This is a genomic window from Sinorhizobium chiapasense, assembly GCF_036488675.1.
GTDB lineage: Bacteria > Pseudomonadota > Alphaproteobacteria > Rhizobiales > Rhizobiaceae > Sinorhizobium > Sinorhizobium chiapasense.
Genome location: NZ_CP133148.1, coordinates 2,425,793 through 2,440,591, shown reverse-complemented (window position 1 = coordinate 2,440,591; position 14,799 = coordinate 2,425,793). Strand labels below are relative to the sequence as shown.

The 14,799-nt window shown below is 63.3% G+C and carries 16 protein-coding genes; 13 read left to right on the top strand and 3 right to left on the bottom strand.

The genetic code is table 11. The annotated features are described in order from the left end of the window. Nucleotides 1-111 precede the first annotated feature (111 nt). From RB548_RS11855 to RB548_RS11840, 4 genes are all read left to right on the top strand, one after another. Nucleotides 112-759 carry a TetR/AcrR family transcriptional regulator gene (locus RB548_RS11855; RefSeq protein WP_331371511.1) on the top strand — a complete coding sequence of 216 codons (648 nt, stop codon included), beginning with the start codon at nt 112-114 and terminating at the stop codon, nt 757-759. A gap of 112 nt (nt 760-871) precedes the next feature. Beyond that, nucleotides 872-1,891, top strand: coding sequence for a ketol-acid reductoisomerase (gene ilvC / locus RB548_RS11850; RefSeq protein WP_173509929.1), 1,020 nt, complete (start codon nt 872-874; stop codon nt 1,889-1,891). 247 nt (nt 1,892-2,138) lie between these two features. After that, nucleotides 2,139-2,642: a GrpB family protein gene (locus RB548_RS11845; protein ID WP_331371510.1), complete on the top strand. Its 504-nt coding sequence runs from the start codon at nt 2,139-2,141 to the stop codon at nt 2,640-2,642. A gap of 268 nt (nt 2,643-2,910) precedes the next feature. Continuing rightward, entirely contained in the window at nt 2,911-3,687 is a 777-nt protein-coding gene (locus tag RB548_RS11840; RefSeq protein ID WP_331371509.1) for a sulfite exporter TauE/SafE family protein, read from the top strand. A gap of 120 nt (nt 3,688-3,807) precedes the next feature. Here the strand turns inward: RB548_RS11840 and RB548_RS11835 are convergent, their stop codons facing one another. The 3 genes from RB548_RS11835 to RB548_RS11825 all read right to left on the bottom strand — a co-directional run bounded on the left by RB548_RS11835 (nt 3,808) and on the right by RB548_RS11825 (nt 6,390). Continuing rightward, nucleotides 3,808-4,062 (bottom strand): hypothetical protein, encoded by a 255-nt coding sequence (locus tag RB548_RS11835; protein WP_331371508.1) that lies wholly within the window; start codon nt 4,060-4,062, stop codon nt 3,808-3,810. 188 nt (nt 4,063-4,250) lie between these two features. Then, complete coding sequence (locus tag RB548_RS11830; RefSeq protein WP_331371507.1) at nt 4,251-5,222, bottom strand: aldo/keto reductase; 972 nt, start codon at nt 5,220-5,222, stop codon at nt 4,251-4,253. Between the two features lie 136 nt (nt 5,223-5,358). Next, nucleotides 5,359-6,390 carry a hydroxyacid dehydrogenase gene (locus RB548_RS11825; protein ID WP_331371506.1) on the bottom strand — a complete coding sequence of 344 codons (1,032 nt, stop codon included), beginning with the start codon at nt 6,388-6,390 and terminating at the stop codon, nt 5,359-5,361. Between the two features lie 156 nt (nt 6,391-6,546). Here RB548_RS11825 and RB548_RS11820 point away from each other — a divergent pair, with 156 nt between their 5' ends. From RB548_RS11820 to RB548_RS11780, 9 genes are all read left to right on the top strand, one after another. Continuing rightward, entirely contained in the window at nt 6,547-7,608 is a 1,062-nt protein-coding gene (locus tag RB548_RS11820) for a LacI family DNA-binding transcriptional regulator (RefSeq protein ID WP_331371505.1), read from the top strand. 77 nt (nt 7,609-7,685) lie between these two features. Continuing rightward, nucleotides 7,686-8,669, top strand: coding sequence for a sugar ABC transporter substrate-binding protein (locus RB548_RS11815; protein WP_331371504.1), 984 nt, complete (start codon nt 7,686-7,688; stop codon nt 8,667-8,669). A gap of 74 nt (nt 8,670-8,743) precedes the next feature. Beyond that, a complete protein-coding gene (locus tag RB548_RS11810; RefSeq protein WP_331371503.1) occupies nt 8,744-9,736 on the top strand; it encodes an ABC transporter permease in 993 nt (330 codons plus the stop codon). Further along, nucleotides 9,733-10,509 carry an ATP-binding cassette domain-containing protein gene (locus RB548_RS11805; RefSeq protein ID WP_331371502.1) on the top strand — a complete coding sequence of 259 codons (777 nt, stop codon included), beginning with the start codon at nt 9,733-9,735 and terminating at the stop codon, nt 10,507-10,509. Before RB548_RS11810 ends, RB548_RS11805 begins: the two co-directional genes overlap by 4 nt. Before the next feature lie 4 nt (nt 10,510-10,513). Beyond that, entirely contained in the window at nt 10,514-11,368 is an 855-nt protein-coding gene (locus tag RB548_RS11800) for a sugar phosphate isomerase/epimerase family protein (RefSeq protein ID WP_331371501.1), read from the top strand. A 427-nt stretch (nt 11,369-11,795) separates the two neighbouring features. Beyond that, a complete protein-coding gene (locus RB548_RS11795; RefSeq protein WP_331371500.1) occupies nt 11,796-12,041 on the top strand; it encodes a DUF982 domain-containing protein in 246 nt (81 codons plus the stop codon). A gap of 154 nt (nt 12,042-12,195) precedes the next feature. Continuing rightward, nucleotides 12,196-12,861 carry a CBS domain-containing protein gene (locus RB548_RS11790; RefSeq protein ID WP_331371499.1) on the top strand — a complete coding sequence of 222 codons (666 nt, stop codon included), beginning with the start codon at nt 12,196-12,198 and terminating at the stop codon, nt 12,859-12,861. 375 nt (nt 12,862-13,236) lie between these two features. Then, a complete protein-coding gene (locus RB548_RS11785) occupies nt 13,237-14,100 on the top strand; it encodes an ABC transporter substrate-binding protein (protein ID WP_331374946.1) in 864 nt (287 codons plus the stop codon). 44 nt (nt 14,101-14,144) lie between these two features. Then, nucleotides 14,145-14,795, top strand: coding sequence for a L,D-transpeptidase (locus tag RB548_RS11780; protein ID WP_331374945.1), 651 nt, complete (start codon nt 14,145-14,147; stop codon nt 14,793-14,795). The last annotated feature ends 4 nt before the right edge of the window (nt 14,796-14,799 follow it).

The following is a 14,799-nucleotide window of genomic DNA, read 5'->3' as shown; positions in this document are numbered from 1 at the left end:
CGTTTTTCATCTGCCACATTCATTTCCTCGCAAAATCGCCTTGACGCTCCCGTACCATCGCACTAGAACGATGCGAACCGTACCGTACGGTACTGACGGAGCGATGGCGAAGTGCAGGGTGTCTTGGAGAGCAGGGGGGCAAGTGCCGGAAGTGGTCTGACCGAGCGTCAGGGCGCCGTGCTCGAACAGGCGCTGAGACTGCTTGTTGACGGCGGCGAGAAGGCGCTGACGACGGCGGGCATCGCGCGGGCCGCCAATTGCTCAAAGGAAAGCCTCTATAAGTGGTTCGGCGATCGCGACGGGCTGCTTTCGGCGATGATCAGCTACCAGGCGAGCAAGGTCAGGACGCTCGACGTTTCCGCCGGGGCGCTCGATGCGGAGAGCCTGCGCCGGCATCTCGTTGCCTTTGCCAAAGACCTGCTCGACGTGCTCGCCGGCGACGTGTCGCTGGCGTTGAACCGGTTGGCGATCGGCCAGGCGAGCCGCGAGGGATCGAAGCTCGGCCACATGCTGCAGGAGCGCGGTCGTCGCCAGATCGGCCGGCGCGCCGCCGCCCTGCTCGAAGCCGGCCGCAAGGCGGGGCTCCTCGCCTTCGACGACGCCGAGGAGGCCTATGGTGCGCTCTACGGTCTGGTCGTTTCCGACTGGCATTTGCGGATGCTGCTCGGCGAGGATCCAAGCGAGATGAAGAAGGGTTTCAGCCGCAGGGCGGAGCGGGCGGTCGACGCCTTTCTTACGCTCTACGGCAAGAAAGGGTAGCGGCGGGTCTCAAACGGACGCATAAGCCTTTGCGAAGATCAAGGGGATCTTCCGGGTCATGCGTTTGGGCCAGCCAGTGGAACAACAGACCAGCAAATGGAAGGAAAATTCGATGCGCGTCTATTACGATCGTGATGCCGATCTCAACCTGATCAAGTCCAAGAAGGTCGCCATCGTCGGCTATGGCAGCCAGGGCCGCGCCCATGCGCTGAACCTCAAGGACTCCGGCGCCAAGGAAATCCGCATCGCGCTGAAGCCGGGCTCGGCAACCGCCGCCAAGGTCGAGGCCGACGGTCTTTCGGTACTCTCGGTCGCGGAAGCCGCCAAGTGGGCCGACCTCATCATGATGGCGACGCCGGACGAACTGCAGGCCGACATCTACAAAGGCGAAATCGCTGACAACATCCGCGACGGCGCCGCGATCGCCTTCGCGCACGGCCTCAACGTCCATTTCGGCCTGATCGAGCCGAAGGCTTCGGTCGACGTCGTCATGATTGCGCCCAAGGGTCCGGGCCACACCGTTCGCGGCGAATACCAGAAGGGCGGCGGCGTTCCCTGCCTCGTTGCCGTTCACCAGAACGCTTCCGGCAACGCGCTTGATCTCGCGCTCTCCTACGCCTGCGGCGTCGGTGGCGGCCGCTCGGGCATCATCGAAACCAACTTCAAGGAAGAGTGCGAAACCGACCTTTTCGGCGAACAGGTCGTTCTCTGCGGCGGTCTGGTCGAGCTCATCCGCGCCGGTTTCGAAACTCTGGTCGAAGCCGGCTATGCCCCGGAAATGGCCTATTTCGAGTGCCTGCACGAAGTGAAGCTGATCGTCGACCTGATCTATGAAGGCGGCATCGCCAACATGAACTACTCGATCTCGAACACCGCCGAATGGGGCGAATACGTCACCGGCCCGCGCATCATCACTGAAGAAACCAAAGCCGAGATGAAGCGGGTTCTCAAAGACATCCAGACCGGCAAGTTCACCTCGGAATGGATGCAGGAGTACCGCTCGGGTGCCGCCCGCTTCAAGGGCATCCGCCGCGTCAACGACGCCCACCAGATCGAGGAAGTCGGCGCGAAGCTGCGCGGCATGATGCCCTGGATCGGCAAGAACAAGCTGGTCGACAAGGCGAAGAACTAAGCGGACGCGCATAGCCCCGAAAATCGCACCGATTTTCGGAAAGGATTATGCGCCACTTCAGGTGTTGCTGCGTCCTTTGCGCATCCGCGGCGCAGCACGCCTCACCTCCCAAGAGGCGAAGGACGCTGGGGCATCGGCCCCGGCTTTCTTTTTTTCAAACGATCTCCGACAGCCGACTCGGCTTTCTTTCCCGAGGTCTGCGAATCGGGCACGCTGCAACTGAAAAACGAGCGGCCTGATTGCACGCATGAGCGCGATAAAGATTGTCGATTACGATCCAACATGGCCCGCGCTGTTCGAGCGGGAAAAGATCCGGATATTGGACCTTATCGGCGACCTGGTGGAAGAGATCCACCATGTCGGGAGCACATCCGTCCTCGGTCTGTGCGCGAAACCCAAGATCGACATCGACGTGGTGCTTCTGAGCGAAGCGCGGATTCCCGAGGCAGTCGAGCGCGTGAAATCGCTCGCGGGGCTTACCTTCCATGGCGATCCCTACAAGGATGGCATGTGGACCTTCACGTTAGGTCATGGCTCTTACGGCACTCGCCTTTACCTCTGCGGGCCGGGAAACGCCACACATGTCAAACGCATCCTGTTTCGAGATTGGCTTCGCAATCATCTGGACGCCGCCGCCGAATATGCCGCGCTGAAGCGCAAACTGGCTGCGGAGGCAAGTGGTAACTGGAAATTCTACACGGGCGGAAAATCCGACTTCGTCGCCAGGATCGTGCGGCAGGCGTCCGCTTGACACTCAGATCACGTTCATGATTTGGGCGATTTGAGCCTGCAATTGTTTCCAATGAGTTAGGGCGGGAGACGTGCGGAGACTCCTCGCACTGTCCTCATCCCGCTCCAGCGACTGCATTCACGGAACAACTCGGGCTCGTGATCCGTTTGTCTGCTTGCCAAGAGCGCTACGACTGCAACTTGGTCGCGCCAGAAGCTTCCCCTGTGCCGCTGCACATGTGAGGCTTCGTTGTGCGTGTTCGCCGAACGATGCATGCACGGGGCCCCTCATGGAAGACTTCCTGCTGTTCGCGGCAGTCGGGTTTCTCGCCCAGGCGGTCGATGGTGCTCTCGGGATGGCTTATGGCGTGATCTCTTCGACGGTGCTGTTGGCCTTCGGGGTGCCGCCGGCGCAAGCGTCAGCTTCGGCCCATGCTGCGGAATTGTTCACCACCGCCGCGTCCGGATCGGCCCATCTTTATCATCGCAACATCGACTGGAAACTGTTCTGGCGGCTGATCCCCTTTGGCGTCGTCGGCGGTATGATCGGCGCTTTCGTACTCACCTCGTTTGAGGGAGAGCAGGTCAAGCCAATCGTTACAACCTATCTCGCGGTCATTGGGAGCTGGCTCTTATTTCGGTCTTTTCGCCGCATTCCCACCAACCCCGTGAAGCTGAGAATTGTCGCACCGCTGGGCGCGGTGGCCGGGTTTCTGGATGCCGCAGGCGGTGGCGGCTGGGGCCCGGTCGCCACCACGGGTCTGCTCGGCGCAGGCGGACAGCCGCGTTTCGTCATCGGAACGGTCAATGCGACCGAGTTCCTGATTGCACTTTCGGTGTCGCTGAGCTTCCTCGCCACATTTGTAACCGGCCATTGGGAACAGGCCGGCGAATTCCGCGACTATCTGACATCGGTTGGCGGGCTGATCGTTGGGGGCGTTCTAGCGGCGCCGCTGGCGGGATGGATCGTCAAGACATTGCCGGAGAAGACCCTGCTGCGGCTGATCGGATCCCTGATCACGCTTCTGGCCGGCTACCAAACGCTCGAACTAACCGGATGGCTTTGAAGGCCGCCTTCGATTGTCTGATTTAGAGGCGCGGCGCGAAGTCCAGTCCACGCAGCAAGCTGAGGGCGGGAGGGAGCGCCAGCCTCCCGAGGGACTGGCGCCACGCCGCCTACCAGTCTTTTACATCGGCTCGTTGCCCTTCATGGCGTTGGACATGTGCGTCTTGCATTTTTCCATGTCCTTGGCGTTCATCGCCTCCTTGGCCATGGCGAGTTCCTTGTTGGCGTAGTCCTTTTTCATTGCGTCGGTGATTTGGCCGACGTCGGTTTCGAGCTTTGTCATCGCCGTCTGGTCGCAATTGATATCGGCCTGCGCGAAGGCGGGCGATGCAACAGCCGTGAGCATGGCAGCCGCAATCAGCACTTTGTTCAGCATGGTGGAACCTCCGATGTTCTTGACCGCACTTTGCGTGCAATACGTGATGTTCCAACCATCATGCGCCACCTCCGTTCCCTCGGGGCGGCGCTTGTCGCGAGCTTGTGGGCAGGCCACGAGCGCCCCGTGGGCGCCGGCGGCCTTGAACGAGACGACGGTTCGAGCGTTGCAGAACGTCGATCGACGGTTCAATCGCGATAGAAATTACGCGGCCATTTGTGCGCGCGCAGTTTCTCCCGCTGCCCGGCGGGAAGGCCGCGTCCGTCGCCGATCGCGCAATTGCGCTCGACGTTGCGCACCGAGCGCATGCCGGGGATGACGGTCGATACGGCCGGATGGCTGAGCACGAAACGCAGCGCCGTTTCAGCGAGCGCGTCGGGGGCGATCGCCAGGTCCTCGACGATCTTGCGTGCCCGCTCTTCGACCTCGGCCTTGCGGCCGTCGCGGAAATAATTGGCCCTGAAGTCTCCCTCCGGGAAGACGGAATCGGCGCGGATCTGGCCGGTGAGCCCGCCCTCGTCGAGCGCCACCCGGACGATCACGCCGACATTGTGGCGCTCGCAGGCCGGGAACAGCGTTTCCTCGGGCGTCTGCTCGAAGACGTTGTAGATCACCTGCACGCTGTCGACGCCGCCGCTTTCGATGAGGGCGAGGGCGTTTTCGGGCTCGTAATCGTTGATCGAGACGCCGAAGAAGCGGATCTTGCCATCGCGTTTCAGCCGCTCGACCGCCGAGAGCCAGTCGCCGCGGCCGACCCATTCGTCCGACCAGACGTGAAACTGCTGCACGTCGATCGTCTCGACGCCGAGGTTCCTTAGGCTGGTTTCGGTGCAGGCGATGACGTGGTCGGCGGGGAACCCATCCTCGACCGGCGTGCCGGGGCGGGCCGGCCATGTTCTGTTCTTCGGTGGGATCTTGGTTACGACGTGGATCGTCTCCGGGCGTTCCTTAAGCAGCTTGCCGACCAGCCTCTCGCTGTGGCCCTCGCCATAGCCGAGCGCCGTGTCGATGAAGGTGAGGCCGAGGTCGATGGCCCGGTTGAGCGCGCGGGCCGACTCCTCGTCGTCGGCGCCGCGCCAGCCGCTGTTGCCGATGCCCCAGGCACCATAACCGATTTCGGAGACGCTGAGGCCGGTACGGCCGAGTGTTCTGTAGTGCATGGCTTTTCTCTCAGGATGGGATTGAACGGGTCGATCCGGAACGATCGGTTTGCAGGTCGCCTTCTACCTAGGTTTCGGCCAAGGGAAGTCAACAAACACTGCGGTGCGGCATCGAGGGCTGTTCATGGGGCAGGGGCTAGTTCCTGTCGACCGGCTTCGAGCGCATGCGCGAGACGGTTTCGCGCTCGGCGCGCTTGCAGCGTATCGGCGGCAGGCCGCGGTCCATCAGGTCCATGTCCTCCAGCACCATATCCCCCATGCGCTTGAAGGCGACATCGAGGGCGCCGGCGCGGTGCGCCGAGCGGAGGAAGCCGGGTAGCGTGCGGACGGGGTGATCGAGGCCAAGCGGTTCCTCCGGAAAGACATCGCTGGCCGCGACGATGTGCTTCGTGCGCACCGCATCCATCAACGCCTCGAAATTGACCACGCCGGCCCGGCTGAGCAGAATGAATGCGGCGCCCTTGCGCATCTTCGCGAAGGCGTCGGCGCCGAGGAACCCCTGGTTCTCGCTGGTGACCGAGGCGACGACGAAGACGTAGTCGCTCTCCGACAGCACCGCGTCCAACGAAGCCGGTTCCACCCCGTGTTCTATCAGCATCGACGGCGGCAGCCAGGGGTCGAAGACCCGTGTGCGGGTGCGGAAGCCCGAGAGCAGGCGGTTCAGCGCCTTGCCAAGGTCGCCGAAGCCGATGATGCCGACGTCGGCGCCGGAGATGAGCCGCGCCGTGCGGTTGCCGTCGCCGCCCCACAATTCCTCGCCTTCGCGGAAGGCGAGATCGGCATCGACGATACCGCGCGCGAGATTGATCGCCATGGCAAGGCCAAGCTCGGCCACGGGCTCGGCAAAGACCGCGCCGGTCGTCACCACATGGATGCCGCGCTCGAACAACGTCTCGTAGGGCATGTTGTCGATCAGGTTGGTCTCGACGTTGAAGACGCAGCGCAGCGACTGCATACGGGCGAGCAATTCGCCCGAAATCGGCGGCTGGCCGATGATGTAGCGGGCCGCAGCCAGAATGTCGGCCGGTAGCGCGGCAATGTCCCGGTCGGTCGTCTCGACGATCCGGTGGCCGGCACGAAGCCGGGCGAGCGAAGGCGGGGTGAAAATGAGCTCGAGCGTACGCGGTTCCGGCGCGCTGATCACCAGCGGCAGCGAATTGTCGGACATGGCTTCTTCCTCCCGGTCGGCTCCTTCCGATGCATTCGGTACATGTACCGCTGACGCACAGGTTGTACGCCGAATGAAACGATTTACAATACGGAAAAATCGATTTATCGCTTGTTGTGCGACACTCGGCAGACTGCTTGCTCTCGGGAGGAGAGGATGGTTCATCGGGAAGCGCATGCGCGGCGGCCGTCGATCCACGACGTGGCGAATAGCGCCGGAGTCTCTGCCGCGACGGTGTCGAAAGTCCTGCAAGGTGTTTCGACGGTAAAGCCCGAGAACGTCCAGCGCGTCTTCGACGCGGTGGAGTTGCTCGGCTATCGCGTCGATCCGCTTGCCTCGGACCTGAGGCGCGCCAAGCGCCGCATCATCGGCGCGATCGTTCCGGAATTCGAAAGCGAGTTCTTCGGCTCCGTGATCACGCAGCTGGAACGGCTGGCCGAACAGCGCGGCTATGCGCTTGTCGCGGCGTCGAGCCGGGAGTCGGAGGCGCGCGAAAAGGAAATCCTCGCCCGCATGCATGACTGGCGCGTCTCCGGCGTGGTGCTGGCGCCGGTGCGCAACGAGCACGGGCCGGCGGCGGGCTTCATGAAGAAGAACGGCATGACCGGCGTGCTGATCGACCGGGTGCTTGCGGACGATTCCTTCGACACGGTTTCGGCCGACAGTGTTTCCGCGAGCGCCGAAGTGGCGCGCGAGCTCGTCGAGAGAGGCCACCGTCATATCCTCGTGCTAGGTCTCGGCGAGCAGGCGGCAACGGTCCGCGCCCGGCTGGACAGTTTTCGCGAGCGCGCGTTGGCACTCGCCCCGGATGCCCGCGTCGACGTGATCCTTTCGGAAAGCGATGTCGAGCCGCTGCGATCCTCGCTGCGGGATTATTTCGCCAAGGGCGAGCGGCCGACCGCCGTCTATTCGCTGTTCCTGAGGGGAACGCTGGTCGCGCTCAGCGAATTCCGGCGACGCGGCTGGCACTGCCCGAACGACATTTCCCTCGTCGGCTTCGACGATGCCGAGTGGATGCAGGTGACATGGCCGGCGATCGCGGCGGTCGTGCAGCCCGTCCGGCAGATCGCCATCGAGGCGATGGACGTGCTGTTTCGCCGGATCGAGGGGGAAGAGGGGCCGCCCATGGCGCGGCTCGAACCATGCAAGGTCTTGATGCGGGAATCCGTTGGGTCGCCAGGTAGCGGACCGCATTCCGGGGGAGGAAAACGACAATGACCCCGATTGTCGAAGACGGAAGGCAAGCGCCGGATCTGGCTGGGACTCACGGTGCGTGACATCAACTGGAGGAAATGATGCAACCATTTGTCGCAAAGATAAATCGATTTACCTTGACGTTGGGCGTTGCAATGGCCTTCGCCGCGCCCGCTATCGCCGAAGACGGCGAATACGGCGTCCTGATGAAAACGCTCGCCAATCCGTTCTGGGGCGCCATGAGCCAGGGGGTCGAGGACGGCGCCAAGGAAGCGGGCGTGAAATATTTCCTGCAAGCCGCCGAAAGCGACCAGGCGGCCGAGCCGCAGCTCAACCTCTGCAACACGATGCTGGAACGCAAGCCGGTAGCGATGATCACCGCCGCCATCAACTCGACCAACCTCTTGCCATGCCTCAAGGCGGCGCAGGACGCCGGCATCAAGGTCGTCGATCTCGACGGCAACCTCGACCAGGCCGTGCTCGACAAGGAGGGCATAAAGATCACCTTCCGGATCGGCTCCGACAATGTCGCGGCGGGTGGCCAGGGCGCCGATTATCTCGTCGAGAAGCTCGGCAAGGACGCCAAGGGCCCGGTGCTGGTGATCGAGGGGCTATCGGGCAACGTGACTGGGCAGCGGCGCGCTCAAGGCTTTGCGGCACGGCTGAAAGAACTGGCGCCCGGCCTCGAAGTCGTCGCCTCGCTTCCCGGCGACTGGGACCGCGGCAAGGCAGCGTCGATCACCAACGATATCCTGACCCGCAACCCCGACCTCGTCGGCATCTTCGCCGCCAATGACGGAATGGCGCTGGGCGCCGTCGAGGCGGTCTATGCCGCCGGCAAGGGCGATCAGGTGACGATCATCGGCGTCGACGGCAATTCCGATGCGGTGAAATCGATCAAGGACGGCAGGCTCAACGCCTCGGTCGCCCAGCTTCCTTATCTGGTCGGGAAACAGGCGGTCGAGAACGTCAAGAAGGCGATCGCCGGCGAAAGCATCACGGCGGACATCGCCGTGCCGACGCTGGTGCTGACCAAGGACGTGCTCGACGCCGGCAAGGAGCCGATGCTTCAATACGTCAAGTGAGTTTTGCCGAACCCGGCTGGCGCGCCATACTGCGCCGGCCGTCTTCTTCCTTTCTTGGGTGAGAACTGAGAACCATGACACATGAAACGGCGCAGCCCGGGCTTTGGGCGTGGGCGCAACGAACATCGGTCGAGCAACTGCACATACGGCTGGAATCCTTCATCGTCCTGATCGTGCTCAGCACCGTCATGGCCGTGCTCTCGCCATTCTTCCTGTCGCTGAGCAATTTCCTGAACATCCTGCTTGCCACCTCGACGATCGGCGTACTGGCGATCGCCGCGACCTATGTCATCGGGTCCGGCGGGCTTGACCTGTCGCTCGGCTCGGTGATGGGGCTTTCCGGTGTGGCGGGCGCCTATGTCGCCGTCAATCTCGGCGCGCCTTCGCCCATCGGCCTTGCCGCCTGCATCCTCGCGGGGGCGGCCGCCGGTTATGTTAACGGCCAGCTGATCACGCGGGCCTTCGTCCCCGCCTTCATCGTGACGCTCGGCATGCTGGGGCTTGCGCGCGGGCTTGCGCTCGTCATATCCGACGGCCGGGTGATCTATGGCCTGCCGGCCGTGATGGTCTATGTCGGCCAGGGGCGGCCGCTTGGCATTCCGATGCCGGTCATCATCTTCGTCGTTACCGCAATTGTCGCCCACTGCGTGCTCGCCTATTCGAAGTTCGGCCGGCACACCATGGCGCTCGGGGATTCCGAAAGCGCTGCGCGCGCCGCCGGCATCCGCGTCGAGCGGCACAGGCGCGTCCTCTACACGCTTTCCGGCGCGCTCGCCGGGCTTGCCGGCATGCTGTTCATGGCGCGCATCAACTCCGGCGATCCGACGGCAGGCCTCAACTACGAACTGACCGCGATCACCGCGGCCATCATCGGCGGCACCAATCTCTTCGGCGGCCGCGGCTCCATTCTCGGTACCATGATCGGCGCGCTGATCATGGGCGTGCTGCAGAACGGGCTCAACCTGCTCGCGGTGCAATCCTACTATCAGCAGATGGCGATCGGCGCGGTGCTGATCCTCGCGGTCTTCATCGACCAGTATCAGGTGCGCAAGGAGAGCCGCGTATGACGCTTCTTACCCTCTCCGGCATCCGTAAAAGCTTCGGCGCGGTCGACGTGCTGCATGGCGTCGATCTCTCCGTCGAGAAGGGCGAGGTGGTCGGCCTCGTCGGCGACAACGGCGCCGGCAAGTCGACGCTGATGAAGACGATCACCGGCATCTACCGGGCCGACGCCGGTTCGATCGAGTTCGACGGCAAGGACGTGCTGCCGCTCGATCCCGGCGCGCGGCGCGAACTCGGTATCGAGATGATCTATCAGGACCTGTCGCTGGCAAAGCAGCAGGACGTGGCGAGCAATATCTTCCTCGGACGCGAGCCGACACGAAAGCTGTTCGGGCTGTTTCCCGGCTTCATCGACAAGGCACGGATGGACCGCGAGGCGGCAAGCATGATCGCGCGACTCGGCGCCCACCTGCCGTCGATAAACCGCTCGGTCGGCTCCTTTTCGGGTGGCCAGCAGCAGACCGTGGCGATCGCCCGGGCGCTCACCTTCAATCCGAAGCTCGTCATCATGGACGAGCCGACCGCCGCGCTTGCGGTGCGCGAGGTTCAGGGCGTGCTCGATCTCATCCGCCGGCTGAAATCGGAAGGCATTGCCGTGATCCTGATCTCCCACCGCTTGAATGACGTGCTTGCCGTCACCGACCGCATCGTCGTCCTGCGTCACGGGCGGGCCGACGCAAATCTTGCCACCGCCAGAACCAATATGAGCGAGGTCGTCAGCCGCATCGTCGGCGGCGGCGACCTTTCGGCTGCGGCCATGCACGAACAACGGGGCTGACTTCATGAACATCTTCGGACTGCATACTTTTGCGATCGCTCCCGTCTGGGACCTGTCGCGCATCGAGCCGCAAATGGACCGCCTCAAGGAGCTCGGCATCGGGCTCCTGGAAATTCCACTGCTGAGGCCGAGGGAAATCGACACCCGGCGGACGCGGGCCTTCGCCAGCCACTATGGCATCGAGCTGATACCGTCGCTCGGGCTGCCCCGGGCGCTCGATATCGTCGCTGATCCGCAGGACGGGCTCGACTTCCTGGAGCCGGCCTTCCGGGTCTGCGCGGAGGTCGGAAGCTTCGGGCTCGCCGGCGTCACCTATGGCTCGATCGGCAGGACCACGGGCCGCGCTGCGACGACCAGGGAGATCGACGGAATGTGCCGGTTTCTCGAGCGGGCTGCGAGGACGGCAAGGTCGCGCGGCCTGAAGCTCGGCATCGAGCCCTGCAACCGCTACGAGACCCATCTCATCAACCGCGGAATCGACGCCGCGCGGATCATCGAGCGGATCGGTGCCGACAATCTTTTCATCCATCTCGATACCTATCACATGCACATCGAGGAGGAGAGTTTTGCCGCCGGGTTCGAAGCGGCGGCGCCCCATCTCGGCTATGTGCATGTCTCCGAGGCCAACCGTGGCGTGCCCGGACGCGGCATGCTGAACTGGCAGGCCTGCATGAAGGCGATCGCCGACGTCGGCTACGACGGGCCGATCACGCTCGAGAGCATGAACCATGTCGACCATGACATCGCGGGCGGGCTGGCAATCTGGCGGCCGGTCGCCGAAGACCCCCGCGACGTTATCGAGGTCGGCTTGCCGTTCCTGCGCGACGCCGCCCGGGCGGCAGGCCTGCAATTGGGGTGACGATACGCAGCGGACCAGGCTTGGCGATGCCGGCAAATGACGCCGCTTGCGGTTGTGCTGCCGGGCTCCTCGTCCGACGGGCACTGGCGGTCCCGGGACGACCGGCGGATCACGGAGATTTTTCATCCTTCCCGGTCCCGAAGATGCTTCAAAAGGGCTGTTGCTACGTTACCTATTCGTCTAGAGCATCCCGCTTTCAAGTGGAATCACTGAAAGCGGATAAGATGCTCTAGAATCAAAGTGCTAGAGCGTCCTTTGTGCGCTCACTTGAACGCACGGCGCTCTAGATCGCGATGATTTTAGGTCGAACCGACCTACAATCATAAACGTGATCGATTCTAATGAGTTAGAGCGGGATGCGGGCGGAAAACCGCGCACACTTTCCCTCATCCCGCTCTAGCAGCGTTGCCCGACGCGGAGACGAACGATGAGTGCCGGTCCCTGGAACGAGTGTGTCGTTGTGAGGTCCGCCGACGGCGGTTTGGCATTCGTGTCGACCGCGGAAGACGCCCTCTCGCTGCTGCAGGAGGCTTGGCCGCAGCGGAGGGGACCCGCCTATTACGCTGCTGTTGCCGCATGCAAGGAGGTGTTAAGCGGTCATCTGCCGGCTTACGTCGCGCGGATCACATTTCTGGATGCATCGAGGGAGGCGGGTATCGCCGTTGCGCCGTAGCCGGTGCGAGGCAAGGCGACCGATTTTGCGCTTCGGCCTTTCGGGAATATTTGAAAATGCTCGGCATTTCCGGCATCTTTCCTCCTCTCGGACAAATCCGCCAGGCAGAATGGCTGTAGTGCTTTCGTTTCTCCCGCAACAGGTGGAGGCCCAAATGCGCGCCGAAGAAATCATGACGACAAGCGTGGCCACGATCAGTACGGCAAGCAGCGTTCGTCACGCGATCGAAACCATGGTAACGAGGGGGCTGAGCGGTCTCCCCGTCATCGATGACGATGGTGCGGTCGTGGGCATGCTGACGGAAGGCGACCTATTGCGCCGCATCGAGCTCGGGAAGGGCCGCGGTACTGCTGCGGCCGAGAGCGCCCTCATCGATCTCGACCGCTATATCCGCAGCAACAGCTGGCGTATCAGTGATCTGATGTCGACCAAGGTTGTCACGGTCGACCGCGACGCGCCGATCGGCGCCGTTGCCGAGCTCATGTTCAACCACAAGATCAAGCGCGTGCCGATCGTGGAAAATGGCGCGCTGGTCGGCATCATCAGCCGCGTCGACCTTCTGCGCGCGATCGTCGACGTTCCGGGTGAGGGCACGGTCAGGGGAGACGAGGCGCTCGCCGTCGCAATCCGCGCGCGCCTGCGGGCCGACCTCGGCCTCGACCCGGAGAAAATCAGGGTCACCGTGGAAGCCTGCCACGCCGTGCTTGAAGGCAAGGTGAAGAGCGAGCTGGAGCGTCGCGCCATCAAGGTGCTGATGGAGAATGTCCACGGTGTCGAAAGCTATGTCGACAGGCTCGCAGTCGATCCGCAGGGGAGCTAGGTGGATCGAAGAGCGGGCCTTCGTCGAACCCTTTGGTGCGTATTTAAGCCTGAATCCGCGCGACCGATCAACGGCAAGTTGACGGAGGGGAAGAAGCTGGTGCATCCTGCCGGCCGTCAGGACATGCCTGCATAGTATTCCGGGTCCTGCCGACCCGCAGACAGATCAAGTGCGTGCACATTGCGTACGTCGCGTCCGGCATGGCGCGGCAGATTTCGACATAGCATCCATTCACAAGACATCAGCCGCAGTATTCGGGGAATCTGTTCGGAGGGCACTGTGAAGAGAAGCACGAAATTCCGCGTGGCCGCCCTCGCAGCCATCCTTGCCGCAACTGTTGCCCTGCCGGCCAAGGCAGCCGACCTGGTGATCGCCATGCCCAATTGGCCGTCCGGACAGGCAACGGCCAATATCCTCAAACTGAGCATCGCCAAGAAATTCGGGCTCGAGGCCGAGGTGCGCGAACTCGGGACGATCAACGCCTTTGTCGGGCTCGACAAGGGCGAGGTCGATATTCAGCCCGAAGTGTGGCGGCCGAATTTCGAGGATCTCATCAAGAAATACGTGACCGACAAGGGTGCCGTCGTCCTGAGCGGGCGCGCGGTACCGGCCTGGCAGGGCCTTTGCGCCACGCCCGAGGCAGCCGCTGCCGGCCTCAAGACCGTCGCCGACCTCAGCGACCCGGCAAAGACCGCGGTGCTCGACACCGACGGGGACGGACGCGGCGAAGTGTGGATCGGCGCGCCGACCTGGCTTTCGACGGGGATAGAACGGGTGAGGGCGAACAGCTACGGCTATGCTGCGAACCTGACGCTCGTCGAGGCGGAGGAGGAGGTGGCGATGGCGGCGGTCGATGCGGCGGTCGCGACCGCCCGGCCGATGGTGTTCTACTGTTATGCGCCGCATCACGTCTTCGAGTTGCACAAGCTCACGCGCATCGAGGAGCCGGCGCATGACCCGGCGAAATGGAAGATCGTGCCGGCGGACGATCCGCTGTGGATCACCAAGTCGAGCGCGGCCACTGCCTGGGATACGGCGCATTTCCACATTGCCTATGCGACAGCCTTCGGCAAGAAGCATCCCGATATCGCGAAGTTCCTGGAACAGGTGGATTTCTCACCGGAGGAAGTGACGGCGATGAGCTACGCGCTGGAGGTGGAGCGGCAGGCGCCCCCCGACTACGCGAAGAAATGGGTCGACGGCAACGCAGCACGCGTAGACGGGTGGGCAAGGCAATGACGATGATCCGGGACGTTGAGGCCGAGGTAAAACGTGGCGGGAGGATGCGGAAAATCGGCCTGATCGTGCTTGCCGCCGGCCTCTGCCTGGGACCGCTGGCGGCGCTCGCCGCGACGCAGATCTACGACGCCCGCACGAAGAAATGGGTCGACTACGACAAGCGCAAGGCGCGGCAGTATTTCGCGCGCAACAAGCAGGTGCCGGAGGCCTTTCGCCGGCAGCTTGTGCCGTTCCGCACGGCCGAGCCGCCCGGCACGATCATCATCGACGGCAACCAGCATTTTCTCTATCTCGTCCAGCCCGGCGGCCAGGCAATCCGGTACGGCATCGGCGTCGGACGCGAGGGCTTCGGCTGGGCCGGCATCGTTCGCGTCGGGCGCACGGCCGAGTGGCCGACCTGGACGCCGCCGCCCGAGATGGTGGCGCGCGACCCGAACGCGGCGAAATGGGCGGCCGGCATGCCGGGAGGACCGGACAATCCGCTCGGGGCGAGGGCGCTCTATCTCTACGAGGGCGAGAACGACACGATCTATCGCATCCATGGCACGGTGGAGCCCTGGACGATCGGTCTCGACGTTTCCTCCGGCTGCATCCGGATGAACAATGACGACATCGTCGATCTGCATTCCCGCGTGAAAATCGGTGCGAAGGTCATTGTGCTGATGCAGGGGGCGGCGCTCTACAAGGGCGTGTGAATAG